The organism is Arthrobacter zhaoxinii, assembly GCF_024385505.1.
Classification (GTDB): domain Bacteria; phylum Actinomycetota; class Actinomycetes; order Actinomycetales; family Micrococcaceae; genus Arthrobacter_B; species Arthrobacter_B zhaoxinii.
Genome location: NZ_JANFLT010000006.1, coordinates 675,507 through 688,739, shown reverse-complemented (window position 1 = coordinate 688,739; position 13,233 = coordinate 675,507). Strand labels below are relative to the sequence as shown.

Sequence of the window (13,233 nt, the reverse complement as noted above, 5' to 3'; positions counted from 1 at the left end):
TGCTGTGACGCATGTGATCCCAGGAGTGCTCACCTGTCCCATTCGGTGGGACCCTGTGCCCTTTCCCCGCCTGGAGCATCCGGGCCGGACACAGCATCCCACCACGTGGTGCTGCTGTGGTGGATGTGACCCCAGGAGTGATCACCTGTCCCAGCCGGTGGGACCCTCTGCTGTTTCCCCTGTCTGCAGTAGCCGAGCCGCGGGTGCTGGCCGGGAAGCCTACGGAGTGGGTACTCCTTGACGGGCGAGGCAGGACAGGAGCCGTTCGGGTTCGCGGCAGGACACCAGCACGGCGCTCTGTCCGCATTCGATCCGAACTGACGGTCCGCCCACCAGGTAACCTGTGGCGTCCGGGAGAATCCGGAGTCCCATCCCCTCTCCCAGCCCGGTCACCGGTCCTGCTGAGGCGCCTCTTATGTCCCGAAACGGAATCTCGGTGGCGAACATCGCGGCGACGCGGATCTGGACGCTTTCGGGCCCCACCCGGATCCGGGCCATCATCAGCACGACGGCGGCGAAGGCCACAGCTACCAGCAGGCCCACCACAAGCGGCACCGGTCCGGCATCCAGAGTCGCGAGAACGGTCCCGCCCGCGGCGGCGAAGCCCAGCACCCCCACGATCAGCCGGTACCGTGCCGGCATCCTCGTACGAAAGGTCGTTGTCTCTGCTTCTCCCCCGGAAATCATGCCTGCCATCCTGCCACACCGGGTCGTGAACCACCTGGATCCGATGTCCGAGCCCGATTTGAGGAAAAACCCTGCGGTTTGTGGCATTCCCTGCGCCGCGCGGCGCAGGGATCCGGACAAGCCGCAGGGATCTGGGCAAACCGGAGGGGAATGCCGCAGTAGATGGGTCACGGGGGTAGCTGGGTACCCGATGCAAGACCGTTCAGGCGTCCGCCCAGGGCTGGTACTCCGGGACAGCGCCGCGCAGGCGTCCGCCCAGGGCTGGTACTCCGGGACAGTGCCGCGCAGGCGCCCGGCCTCGGTACGCGGTGACAGTGCCGAGCAGGCGCCCGGCCAATGCGGTACCCGGGGACGCACCCGTGCAAGGTGCCCGGATAAGACGGCTTTAATATCCCGGCGAGCTCTGCGAGCAAGGGATTTCGTTGCCGCCGTTCCGGGCACCGTAACGGGAACCGTAACGGGAACCGTAACGGGAACCGGAACGGAACCACGCCCCGCAAGCCCCGAGCACCGGCAACCCTAGTTGAACAGGCTGACCGGCTTCACGATGTCCGCGTAGATCAGCAGCGCGCCCATCGCCATGAGCAGCACCGCCACCGCGTACGTCAGCGGAAGCAGTTTCGCCATGTCGAAGGGGCCCGGGTCCGGGCGGTGGAACAGCTTCGCCACGCGGCGCCGCAGTCCCTCCCACAGGGCTCCGGCAACGTGGCCGCCGTCCAGGGGCAGCAGCGGAATGAGGTTGAAGACGAACAGTGCAAGGTTGACGCTGGCAACCAGGCCGATCAACGTTGCCACCCGGTCCGTCAGCGGAATGGCTTCCTCCGCAGAGATTTCCCCGGCGATGCGGCCTACGCCCACCACGCTCATGGGTCCGTTCGGGTCCCGGGGTTCGGAGGAGAACGCCGCCTGGGCAACGTCGACCAGCCGCTGGGGAAGGTTGACCACCACGCCGGCAATGTTGACCAGATTGTCCCCCACGGTCGGCAGCACGGCGCTGGCCGGCTGGTTCACCAGTTCCTGCTCGGCGCCGACGCCGATGAAGCCCACTTCCTGCGTGAGGTAGTTTCCGTCGTCGTCGGTCTTGGCCGCGCCGTCGTCGCCCACCACCGGGCGTTCGGTGAGCAGCGGCGTGATGCTGGTCGAGGCCTCCACGCCGTCCCGCTCGTAGGTGAGGGGAACCGTCTTGCCCGCCGCCTCACGGATCCAGCCCGTCAGCTCTTCCCAGGAGGTCACGTCCCGGCCGTCGAACTTCGTGATGGTATCCCCGGGAAGCAGGCCGGCCTCATGCGCGGGTGCGGCCGGGTCGGCCTCCGTGCAGTCGGTCTGGCCCGTGGCGGCCTGCTGCTCGGCAGTGATCACGCACTTGTTGACCTCGGCCAGCGTGGTGGTGGTCTGGGCGGTGCCGAAGCCCATGAGCAGGACCGCAAAAAGCACGACGCCGATCAGCAGGTTCATGAACGGCCCGCCGAGCATGATGATGATGCGTTTGTACACGGGAAGCCGATAGAAGACCCGGTCCTCGTCGCCCTCGACCAGGCGGTCGGTCTCGGCCTGCCGCGCTTCGGCGGCGAGCTGCTGGAACATCCCGGTGCTGGAGCGGCGCACCTCGCCGTCGTGCTCCTTATTGGGCGGGAACATCCCGACCATGGACACGTAGCCGCCCAGGGGCAGTGCCTTGAACCCATATTCGGTTTCGCCCCGGGTCCGGGAGAAGACGGTGGGTCCGAATCCGATCATGTACTGGGTGACCCGCACCTTGAAGGCCTTGGCCGGCAGCAGGTGGCCTACCTCGTGCAGGGCGATCGAGGCAGCGATGCCGACCGCCACAAACAGCACACCAAGGATGAAAAGCAGAATGGTCAACGGGCTTCCTTCATTTCAACTGCAGCTGCGGGGCAGGTCATCGTCCGCAGCGCTTCCGCGCGGCGGCACGTGCCCACTCTTCGGCCGCCAGCAGCGACTGGAGCGTGAGCGGCCCCGAGTCCGGGGCCTGGTCAAGTACGGCGGCGATCGTATCAACGATGTCTGTGAATCTGATGAGTCCGTCGTGGAACGCATCCACGGCTTCCTCGTTGGCGGCGTTGTAGACGGCCATCTTCGTGCCGCCGGCAGCGGCTGCCTGCTTGGCCAGGGCGACGGCGGGGAAGGCTTCCTCATCCAGGGGTTCGAAGGTCCATTCCGTGGCCCGGGTCCAGTCGCAGGGCTGTGCGGCACCGGGGACGCGGTGCGGCCAGCCCATGCCCAGGGCAATCGGGAGCCGCATGTCCGGCGGGGAGACCTGGGCAAGGGTGGAGCCGTCCACGAACTGGACCATGGAATGCACCATGGACTGCGGATGGACGACGACGTCGATCCGGTCCAGCGGGATGTCGAAGAGCAGGTGCGCCTCGATGACTTCGAGGGCCTTGTTGACCATGCTGGCCGAGTTGGTGGTGATCACGCGGCCCATGTTCCAGGTGGGGTGCGCCAGCGCCTGCTCGGGCGTGACATCCGCCAGCTCGGAGCGCTTTCGTCCGCGGAACGGGCCGCCGGACGCCGTGACGACGAGCCGGTCCACTTCGGCATGCGTGCCCGAGCGCAGCGCCTGTGCCAGCGCCGAGTGTTCGGAGTCCACGGGAACGAGCTGCCCGGGAGCCGCCGCACGCTTCACCAGCTCCCCGCCGACGATCAGGGATTCCTTGTTCGCCAGGGCCAGCAGGTGCCCGGCGGCCAGGGCAGCCAGCGTGGGTTCGAGTCCGATCGATCCGGTGATGCCGTTGAGGACCACGTCGGCTTCGGTCCAGGCAGCGATAGCGGTGGCTGCGGACTTCCCGACAAACAGTTCAGGGGCATATCCGGTGATCCCCGCCGCAGCGGCTGCGTCGGAGATGTGCCGGTGCAGGGTGGGCAGGTCGATGGCTGCGCAGCCTACCGCTTCGGCCCGGGTGTGTACGGCCTGGCGTGCCAGCAGCTCCGGGTTGGAGCCTCCTGCGGCCAGCGCCACGATGCGGAACCGCTCCGGCGCATCGTCGGCGACGTCGATGGCCTGCGTGCCGATCGATCCGGTGGAGCCGAGCAGAACCACGCGCCGGGGCAGGTGGTCCGCACCGGGCCGGCGGGCGCGGACGTAGTCGTGGTCAGAGGAGATCGGTTCGGAAGGCATGCCTCCAGTATCCCGCAGCCGGGTAGCGGCGGGCAGTGCCGGACCGGCGGCGTGTCCGGAACTAGCCGGCCGCCGGCAGTGCCTGCACGGCCTCGGGGATGGGAGTGGTCCCGGAGATCAGACCCAGGGCCTGGTGCACGCCGTTGCCGGTTTTCAGCAGCTCGGCCAGTACGGCGGCGACGTCGGCGCGCGGGATGGCTGCGCGCTCCACCTCCGGCGCGAGTTCCACTCTGCCGTCGGGTGCGTCGTCGGTCAGAATGCCCGGGCGGACAATCGTCCAGTCCAGCTGGCTGCGCGCCATCAGGTCTTCTTCGGCTGCGAGTTTTGCCACCAGGTAGGCGTACATCACCTCGTCCATTGACTCCGGACGGGCACCGCCGCGGACGGCGTCCAGGCCCCCGGAGGAAACCTGCAGGAACCGGCCGGCACCCGCCTGTTCGGCGGCATCCGCCAGCAGCACGGCGGCGGCCCGGTCCACGGTGTCCTTGCGCGCGGCGCCGCTTCCCGGTCCGGCACCCGCGGCAAAGACGGCCGCGTCCGCCCCGGTGAGCACCTGCACGACGTCCTCCAGGGTGCTGTTCTCCAGGTCCAGCACCACCGGTGCAACGCCGTCCGCCTCCAGATCCGCCGCCTGGTCCGGGTTGCGGATCAGGCCGGCAACATCGTGTCCGTCGGCCGCGAGCAGACGTCCGAGTTCGCGTGCGATTCTTCCGTGGGCTCCCGCTGTGACTATGCGCATGATGAAAGAGTAGCGGCCGTCACGGGCGGATGATTCCCCGCCCGCAACAATCCCTGCCCGGGAAGTCAGCCCTGCGCGCGGCGCAGCGTCTGCTCGGCCTGCTTCAGCAGCGGACCGTCGATCATCTGTCCGCGGAAGTTAAACACTCCCCCGTGGTTCCTGGCCTCGGCCAACACCTGCTCGGCGTACGTGACATCGGCCGGGTCCGGTGCATAGGCAGCGCGCACGGCAGCGACCTGGCCGGGATGGATGCAGGCCTTGGCCGCGAAACCGGACGCGACGGCGTCGCGCGCTTCGACCTCGAGTCCCTCGGTATCCGGGATGTTGCCGTAGATCGAGTCGATGGCTCCCTTGCCGAAGGCGCCCGCGGCCAGCAGGACCGTGGACCGCGCCTGTACGGCAACGCTGCGGTAGGTCCCGTCCTGGTGGCGGCTGGATTCTCCGCCGAGCGAGGCCAGCAGGTCCTCGGCGCCCCACATCAGGGCCGCCACGTTCTCCGTGGAGGCAATCTCGGCAGCCCGCACCACGCCCAACGCGGTTTCCAGCAGCGCGACGACGGTGAAGCCGGCGAGCGCCCGGGCGACGGCGGGTCCGTCCTCTGTCTTGGCCAGCATCACCGTGCGGTACGGGGTCTGTGCCAGGGCTGCCAGGTCGAGCTCAAAGTCCTCGGTCCCGAGCGGGTTGACCCGGACGATGGTGCGTTCGGGATCCAGTTCCGCGGCGATGAGGTTCTTCCGGGCCGCTTCCTTGTCCCGGGGAGCGACGGCATCCTCCAGATCGAGGATGACGGCATCCGCCCGCTCCGCCTTGCCGAAGCGCTCCGGCCGGTCCCCCGGGCAGAAAAGCAGTGCTGGTCCCATGGGGAAGGTGGTCATGGCTGTACTCCTCGGTATCTTCGGCGTTGCTTGCCGATCCAACCTACCGTGTCCCGGTGCCTGCCTCCTGCGCGGCGTATCCCTCGGCAGTCCACATCAGGGCCGTCCGGCTGCACCTGGCCACGACGTCGCCGCGCTGGTTCCTGCCGGTATGGGCCAGCGTGACGATTCCCTGCCCGGGCCGGGAGGAGGAGAGCCTCATATCCACCACTTCAGTCTCGGTATAGAGGGTGTCGCCGTGGAAGAGGGGATGCGGAAAGCTGATTTCCCCCAGCCCCAGCTGCGCCACCAGGGTGCCCTGCGTCAGCTGCGCCACCGACTGGCCGACCATGGTGGCCAGGGTGAACATGGAGTTCACCAGCCGCTGCCCGAACTCAGAGGCTGCGCTGTAGGCGGCATCCAGGTGCAGGCCCTGGGTGTTCATGGTCAGGGTGGTGAACAGGACGTTGTCCGCCTCGGTCACCGTACGGCCCGGCCGGTGCCGGTAAACGACCCCGGGCTGGAACTCCTCGTACCAGAGGCCGCGCTGCTCAATGATCCGGGGAGCCATCGCCGGCTCGTCCGTTCCCGCGCCGGGCTCCTCATACGTCAAGGGAAACCTCCAGCGGGGCATCGGTGCCGGCAAGTACGTCCTCGACGCTGACGCCGGGGGCGGTCTCGCGCAGGACCAGCCCCTCCGGCCCGACCTCGATCACGGCCAGATCGGTGACGATCAGGTCCACGCAGCCCTTTCCGGTCAGCGGCAGGGAACATTCCCGCACGATCTTGGGCCGTCCCGCCCGGTCCAGATGCTCCATCATGACAATCACGCGCTTGGCTCCGAACACCAGGTCCATGGCCCCGCCCATGCCCTTGACCATCTTCCCGGGCACCATCCAGTTGGCCAGGTCGCCGTTGGCCGCCACTTCCATGGCGCCCAGCACCGCCACGTCCACATGCCCGCCGCGCACCATCCCGAAGGAGGCACCGGAATCAAAGAAGGACGCACCGCTGTTCACGGTGACGGTTTCCTTCCCGGCGTTGATCAGGTCCGGGTCCAGCTGGTCTTCGGTGGGGTACGGCCCGACGCCGAGGATTCCGTTCTCGGAATGGAGCACCACTTCCACGCCCTCGGGGATGTAGTTGGGGATCAGCGTGGGCATGCCGATGCCGAGGTTCACGTATTGGCCGTCCTGCAGCTCGCGGGCTACCCGGGCGGCCAGTTCCTGGCGGGACAGTGCCATCTCAGGACTCCTTGCTTCCGTTGGTGCTTCTGCTTTCGGCGGCCGTGACGGTCCGCTTTTCAATCCGCTTCTCCCCGTCGGAGGCCAGCACCACCCGCTGGACAAAGATCCCCGGAACGTGGATGTGTTCGGGGTCCAGTTCACCGGGTTCCACCAGTTCCTCGACCTCGGCAATGGTGATCCGCCCGGCCATGGCGCAGAGCGGATTGAAGTTCATGGCGGTGGCGTGGAAGACCAGGTTTCCGTGCCGGTCCCCTTTTGCCGCATGGACCAGGGCGAAGTCGGGGGTGAGGGATTCCTCCAGCACATAGTCCGCGCCGGAGAAGCTGCGGATCTCCTTGGCTTCGGAGGCCAGCGCCACGCCGCCCTCGGCGTCGTACTTCTGCGGCAGGCCGCCCTCGGACACCTGCGTGCCCACCCCGGCCGGGGTGAAGAAGGCCGGGATGCCGGCGCCCCCGGCACGCAGCTTCTCGGCCAGGGTGCCCTGCGGGGTCAGCACTACTTCGAGTTCCCCGGACAGGAACTGGCGGGCAAATTCCTTGTTTTCGCCCACGTAGGAGCTGGTGGTGCGCCGGATCCGGTGGTCCGCCAGGAGGCGGCCGAGGCCCCAGTCATCCACGCCGCAGTTGTTGCTCACCGTTTCCAGGTCCGTGGTGCCCTGCTCATGCAGCGCGTCGATCAGCGCCACCGGTATGCCGCAGAGGCCGAAACCGCCCACAGCCAGGGAAGCGCCGTCGGGAATGTCGGCGACGGCCTCGGCCGCACCGGGGTACACCTTATTGATCATGGGCTTATCCGTTCACAGTCGGTCGGCAAAGACACGGGCGGTTGTCACAGGCCCATACTGCGGGCAATCAGCATCAACTGCACCTCAGTAGTTCCTTCGCCTATTTCGAGGATCTTGGAATCGCGGTAGTGGCGGGCGACGGGGAAGTCGTTGATGAAGCCGTAGCCGCCGAAGATCTGGGTGGCGTCGCGGGCGTTGTCCATGGCTGCTTCGCCGGCCACCATCTTGGCGATGGCTGCCTGGGTCTTGAACGGGCGGCCGGCAAGCATCCGGGACGCCGCGTCGTAGTAGGCCAGCCGGGCGGTGTGGGCCCGGGCCTGCATGCGGGCGATTTTGAAGGAGATCGACTGATAGGTGCCGATGGCCGCACCGAAGGCCTCGCGTTCCTTCGCGTAGCGGAGGGATTCATCCACGCACCCCTGGGCGGCACCGGTGGCGAGGGCGGCAATGGCGATGCGCCCCTCGTCGAGGATCTGCAGGAAGTTCGCAAAGCCCCGGCCGCGGGCACCCAGCAGGTTCGCCTCGGGCACCCGGACGTCGGTCAGCGTCAGCGGATGGGTGTCCGATGCGTTCCAGCCCACCTTGTTGTACGGTTTTTCCGCCGTGAAGCCCGGTGTTCCGGTGGGTACGAGGATGGTGGAAATGAGCTTCCGGACGGAACCGTCCGGCTCCGTGACGGTATCCGTCACGGCGGTGACCGTCACCAGGCGGGTGATGTCGGTGCCGGAGTTGGTGATGAACTCCTTGCTGCCGTTGATGACCCACTGCCCGTCCTCCAGCCGCGCGGTGGTCTTGGTGCCGCCGGCGTCGGACCCTGCCTCGCGTTCGGTCAGGCCGAACCCTGCGAGCGCCTCGCCGCTGGCCAGCAGGGGCAGCCACTGCTGCTTCTGCTCTTCATTGCCGAAGCGGTACACGGGCATGGCGCCGAGGGAGACTCCGGCTTCCAGGGTAATGGCCACGGACTGGTCCACTCGGGCAATCTGCTCCAGCGCGAGGGCCAGGGCGAAGTAGTCCCCGCCCATGCCGCCGTACTCCTCCGGGAAGGGCAGGCCGAACAGTCCCATCTCCCCCATCTGGGCGATGACCTTGTAGGGGAAGCTGTGCTCCGCGTCGTGCTGGGCGGACACGGGGGCAATGACTTCGTCGGCGAAGTCCCGCACGGTGTCCGAGAGGTCCTGGTATTCCTCGCTGAGGTCAAAGTCGGGCATGGTCTTCTCCTTGGTTCTGGGCGGGCGGGTCATCGTGCGGGTTAGGGAGGGAACCGGATACCGGTTCCGGTGTGAGCACGGCAAGGACCTGGTCGGCCTTGACCAGATCCCCGGGGCGGAGGCTGAGGGAGACGATGCCGGCCATCGGAGCGCGCAGCTGGTGTTCCATCTTCATGGCCTCCACGCTGAGCAGCGGCGTACCGGCAAGTACCCGGTCGCCGTCCGCCACGGCCACGGCCACCACGGTGCCGGGCATCGGCGAGCGGACCGCGGGGTCCACGTCGCCGGCTTCGCGGCCGGCCGCGGCCAGCTGGCGGTCCAGCTGCTCGCGGCGGCTCCGCAGGCGCAGGCGCACCGTGAACAGCTCCCCCGCACTGCCTCCGGCCAGCCAGAACGCGCCGGTGCCCGGTTCGGCGGCCCCCGTGAAGGTATGCAGCACCCCGTCCAGGGAAACGCTGACGCGTCCGCCGGTCCGGGCGTCGGCGCCGGCCGTCAGTCCGGCAGCGTATACCGTCCCGCCGATCCGTACCGTTGCGTCCCGTGCGGTTCCCGTCACGCTCACGTCGACGTCGCCGCCGTCGGACGCCGGGGCGGCGAACACCAGGTGCAGGGGCGCGCCGGCGTTGCCGCTGCCTGCCTCCGCTCCGCTGCCGCCGATCCGCCAGCCGTCCGCCCGCCGCCAGGGCGACCCCGACGCCGGGACCTCCAGGCCCTGCAGATAGAGCAGGGCGGCGGCCGCGATCTCGGGAGCCTGCGGGGACCGGAACTTCAGCCCGGGCAGCCGCCGCTCGATCAGGGTGGTGTCCAGCCGTCCGGCACGGACATCGGGATCGGCCAGCAGCAGCCGGAGGTATTCCACATTGGTGCCGATGCCCAGCACCGCAGTACCGGCGAGCGCCGTGTCCAGGCGGGCGAGCGCGGCGGCGCGGTCCGGTCCCCAGGCGATAACCTTGGCCAGCATCGGGTCGTAGCTGGAGGACACGGCCAGGCCGGGCAGCAGGGAGGAGTCCACGCGGATGCCCTCGCCGTCGGGTTCACGCAGCCACTGCACCGAGCCCGACGTCGGCAGGAAGTCCCGCTCCGGGTCCTCTGCGTAGATCCGGGCTTCCACTGCGTGCCCCGTCAGGGTGACGTCCTCCTGCTTGAGGGACAGCGGATGGCCGGCGGCGATGCGGAGCTGTTCCGCCACCAGGTCTACTCCGGTGACCATTTCGGTCACCGGATGTTCCACCTGCAGGCGCGTGTTCATTTCCATAAAGAAGAACTCGTCCGGAGCGGCGTCGGACACCAGGAACTCCACGGTTCCGGCACCGGTGTAGTCCACGGACCGGGCGGCGTTGCAGGCTGCCTCCCCGATGCGGTCCCGGGTGGCCGCGTCCAGCAGCACGGACGGTGCTTCCTCGATGACCTTCTGGTGCCGGCGCTGCAGGGAACACTCCCGCTCCCCCAGATGGACCACGTTCCCGTGGGTATCCGCGAGGATCTGCACCTCGATGTGCCGGGGTGAGGAGACCAGCCGTTCCAGGAACAGGGTGTCGTCCCCGAAGGCCGAGGCAGCCACCCGCCGCGCGGTCTGCAGCGCCGCCGGCAGGTCCCCGGGGTTCTCTACGGCCTGCATGCCCTTGCCGCCTCCGCCGGCGGAGGGCTTGATCAGGATCGGATAGCCGACGTCGGCCGCGGCCGCCAGCAGCCGGGCATCGTCCAGGCCAGGCTCCGCGATGCCGGGAACCACCGGCACGCCGTGTGCCTGGACATGGTTCTTGGCCCGGATCTTGTCCCCCATCAAATCGAGGGAACGGACGGGCGGGCCGATGAAGGTGATTCCGGCGTCCGCGAGGGCCGAGGCAAACTCGGCGTTTTCACTCAGGAAGCCGTACCCGGGATGCACGGCCTGCGCCCCGGTGCTGCGGCAGGCCGCGAGCACGGCGTCCACGGACAGGTAGCTGTCCCGGGCGGGCGCTGGGCCCAGCCGGACTGCCAGGTCGGCTTCACGCACGTGGCGGGCGCCGGCGTCGTCGTCGCTGTAGACCGCCACCGAGCGGATCCCGAGTGTGCGCAGGGTGCGGATCACCCGGCAGGCGATTTCGCCGCGGTTGGCGACCAGCACGGTGTCGAAAAGCGGTGCGGCGTTAGAGGGCTGCGGGGTCATAGTCGCTCACATCCGGAACAGGCCGAAGGAGGTCTCCGGCAGGGGTGCGTTGGCGCAGACGTCCAGGGCCAGGCCCAGGACGGTGCGGGTATCGAGGGGGTCGATGATGCCGTCGTCCCAGAGCCGGGCCGTCGAGTAGTAGGGGCTGCCCTGGGTTTCGTAGGTTTCCCGGATGGGCGTCTTAAAGGCTTCCTCGTCCTCGGCAGGCCACTGCTCGCCGCGGCCCTCGAGCTGGTCCCGCTTCACCGTGGCCAGCACCGAGGATGCCTGGGCGCCGCCCATCACCGAGATCCGGGCCGCCGGCCACATCCACATAAAGCGCGGCGAGTACGCCCGGCCGCACATGGAGTAATTGCCGGCACCGAAGGACCCGCCCACCACGACGGTGAGTTTGGGTACCCGGCAGGTGGCCACCGCGGTCACCATCTTGGCGCCGTTCTTCGCAATGCCGCCGGCCTCGTAGTCCCGGCCCACCATGAACCCGGAGATGTTCTGCAGGAAGACCAGCGGGATGCCGCGCTGGTCGCACAGTTCAATGAAGTGCGCGCCCTTGAGCGCGGATTCGCTGAACAGCACGCCGTTGTTGGCGACGATGCCGATCCGGTGGCCGTGCAGCCGCGCAAAGCCGGTGACCAGGGTGGCGCCGTACTCCTTCTTGAACTCATGGAACTCGCTGGCATCCACCAGGCGGGCGATGAGTTCGCGGACGTCGTAGGGCGTCTGCAGATCGGTGGGGACCACGCCGTAGATTTCCGCCGGATCCTCGGCGGGCGGCCTGGACTCCGCAATGTCCCATACCGGTTCCTGCTGCGGAAAGGTCTCCACGATGCTGCGCACTATTTCCAGGGCATGGGCATCGTTTTCGGCCAGGTGGTCGGTGACGCCGCTGGTGCGCGAATGCACGTCTCCGCCGCCCAGCTCCTCCGCCGTCACGATCTCTCCGATGGCGGCCTTCACCAGCGGCGGACCGCCCAAGAAGATCGTGCCCTGGTTGCGCACTATGACCGTTTCATCGCTCATGGCCGGGACATAGGCGCCGCCGGCGGTGCAGGAACCCAGGACGGCGGCGATCTGCGGAATTTTCCGCGCGGACATTTGCGCCTGGTTGAAGAAAATCCTGCCGAAATGCTCCCGGTCGGGAAAAACCTCGTCCTGCCGGGGCAGGAAAGCTCCGCCGGAGTCCACCAGGTAAATGCACGGCAGCCGGTTTTCCAGTGCTATTTCCTGTGCCCGCAGGTGCTTTTTGACGGTCATCGGGTAGTAGGTGCCGCCCTTGACCGTGGCGTCATTGGACAGGATCATCACCTGCCGGCCCTGCACCAGGCCGATGCCGGCGATCAGCCCCGCTCCGGGGCACTCGCCGTCGTACATGTCCGCTGCGGCCAGCGGCGCCACCTCGAGGAACGGGCTGCCCTCGTCCAGGAGCCGGTCAACCCGTTCCCGGGGCAGCAGCTTTCCGCGGGCGGTATGCCGCTCGCGGGAGCGCAGCGGTCCGCCCACGGCGGCCTCCGCGAGCCGTCCGCGCAGCTCCTGTGCCAGCGCCTGCTGGGCAGCCGTATTTTGTGCAAAGGCGGCCGAGGCTGTGTCCAGCCCGGATTTCAGTGTCTCCATTGACGTCTTTCTGCAGCAGCAGCGAGGGATAACCCCGTACTAAGCTGGGTTAATAACCCCTAACCCAAGTCAGGTTATTGGTTATTAACTCACCTGTCCACCACAATGGGAATATATATGCGCAGTCCAATCGGGAGGGTGGGAATGGACGTAGCAAAAAACGAAACAGCTCCGGAAACGGTGCGGATGACGGGACGCAGCCAGGCGAAGGCTTCGCGTAGGGCCGTAATGCTCGACGCCGCTGCGGCCCTGTTTGCCGAGCGCGGCTACAACGGGGTTTCCATTGAGGAGCTGGGCGCGGCAGCGGGGGTCAGCGGACCGGCGGTCTACCGGCACTTCAGCGGCAAACCGGCAGTGCTGTCCGCCCTGTTGATCGGAGTCAGCGAGGACCTGCTGGAGGGCGGAAAGGCCGTGGTTGCCGAGTCCGCGACACCGGAAAAAGCCCTCCGCGGCCTGGTCGAATTCCAGGTTGACTTCGCACTTCGGCAGGCGGACGTGATCCGGGTCCAGGACCGGGATCTGGGCAGCCTGCCCGAAACCGACGAGCGGCGGGTACGCTCCCTGCAGCGGCAGTATGTGGAGGTCTGGGTGGATGCACTTTCCGCCCTGCATTCCGCTTCCGACCTTCCGTTGCTGCGCCACCGGGCGCAGGGGGTCTTCGGCCTGATCAATTCCACGTCCCATACCATCCATGGCCGCATCAGCGCCCGTGAAACGGCAAGGCTGCGTACGCTGCTCGATAGAATGGCGTGGGCGGCCTTGAACGCCCAGTAACTTATCTGCCCGCCGGTTCCTTCCGGCGGGCCGAACTC

At 67.9% G+C, this 13,233-nt stretch carries 12 protein-coding genes; 1 reads left to right on the top strand and 11 read right to left on the bottom strand.

The features are described 5' to 3' along the window. Positions 1-219 precede the first annotated feature (219 nt). The 11 genes from NNX37_RS14555 to NNX37_RS14505 all read right to left on the bottom strand — a co-directional run bounded on the left by NNX37_RS14555 (position 220) and on the right by NNX37_RS14505 (position 12,421). The gene (locus NNX37_RS14555) at positions 220-642 is read right to left on the bottom strand and encodes a hypothetical protein (RefSeq protein WP_255793428.1); all 423 of its coding nucleotides are present in this window, start codon (positions 640-642) and stop codon (positions 220-222) included. Positions 643-1,206: 564 nt separating this feature from the next. Next, positions 1,207-2,550 carry a M50 family metallopeptidase gene (locus NNX37_RS14550; protein ID WP_255793427.1) on the bottom strand — a complete coding sequence of 448 codons (1,344 nt, stop codon included), beginning with the start codon at positions 2,548-2,550 and terminating at the stop codon, positions 1,207-1,209. Positions 2,551-2,587: 37 nt separating this feature from the next. Beyond that, on the bottom strand, positions 2,588-3,829 hold the full coding sequence (gene dxr / locus NNX37_RS14545; protein WP_255793426.1) for a 1-deoxy-D-xylulose-5-phosphate reductoisomerase: 1,242 nt from the start codon (positions 3,827-3,829) through the stop codon (positions 2,588-2,590). Between the two features lie 61 nt (positions 3,830-3,890). Beyond that, on the bottom strand, positions 3,891-4,568 hold the full coding sequence (locus tag NNX37_RS14540; RefSeq protein WP_255793425.1) for an NAD(P)H-binding protein: 678 nt from the start codon (positions 4,566-4,568) through the stop codon (positions 3,891-3,893). A 65-nt stretch (positions 4,569-4,633) separates the two neighbouring features. Next, positions 4,634-5,443, bottom strand: coding sequence for an HpcH/HpaI aldolase/citrate lyase family protein (locus NNX37_RS14535; protein WP_255793424.1), 810 nt, complete (start codon positions 5,441-5,443; stop codon positions 4,634-4,636). A 43-nt stretch (positions 5,444-5,486) separates the two neighbouring features. Next, a complete protein-coding gene (locus NNX37_RS14530; protein WP_255793559.1) occupies positions 5,487-5,993 on the bottom strand; it encodes a MaoC family dehydratase in 507 nt (168 codons plus the stop codon). Between the two features lie 31 nt (positions 5,994-6,024). After that, positions 6,025-6,666, bottom strand: coding sequence for a CoA transferase subunit B (locus NNX37_RS14525; RefSeq protein ID WP_255793423.1), 642 nt, complete (start codon positions 6,664-6,666; stop codon positions 6,025-6,027). Position 6,667: 1 nt separating this feature from the next. After that, on the bottom strand, positions 6,668-7,453 hold the full coding sequence (locus NNX37_RS14520; RefSeq protein WP_255793422.1) for a CoA transferase subunit A: 786 nt from the start codon (positions 7,451-7,453) through the stop codon (positions 6,668-6,670). Between the two features lie 44 nt (positions 7,454-7,497). Then, positions 7,498-8,661 (bottom strand): acyl-CoA dehydrogenase family protein, encoded by a 1,164-nt coding sequence (locus NNX37_RS14515; RefSeq protein ID WP_255793421.1) that lies wholly within the window; start codon positions 8,659-8,661, stop codon positions 7,498-7,500. Beyond that, a complete protein-coding gene (locus NNX37_RS14510; protein WP_255793420.1) occupies positions 8,648-10,810 on the bottom strand; it encodes an acetyl/propionyl/methylcrotonyl-CoA carboxylase subunit alpha in 2,163 nt (720 codons plus the stop codon). Before NNX37_RS14510 ends, NNX37_RS14515 begins: the two co-directional genes overlap by 14 nt. Positions 10,811-10,816: 6 nt before the next feature. Continuing rightward, the gene (locus NNX37_RS14505) at positions 10,817-12,421 is read right to left on the bottom strand and encodes a carboxyl transferase domain-containing protein (RefSeq protein WP_255793419.1); all 1,605 of its coding nucleotides are present in this window, start codon (positions 12,419-12,421) and stop codon (positions 10,817-10,819) included. Between the two features lie 144 nt (positions 12,422-12,565). On the opposite strand from NNX37_RS14505, the gene NNX37_RS14500 reads away from it, so the two are divergent. After that, positions 12,566-13,195 (top strand): TetR/AcrR family transcriptional regulator, encoded by a 630-nt coding sequence (locus NNX37_RS14500; RefSeq protein ID WP_255793418.1) that lies wholly within the window; start codon positions 12,566-12,568, stop codon positions 13,193-13,195. The last annotated feature ends 38 nt before the right edge of the window (positions 13,196-13,233 follow it).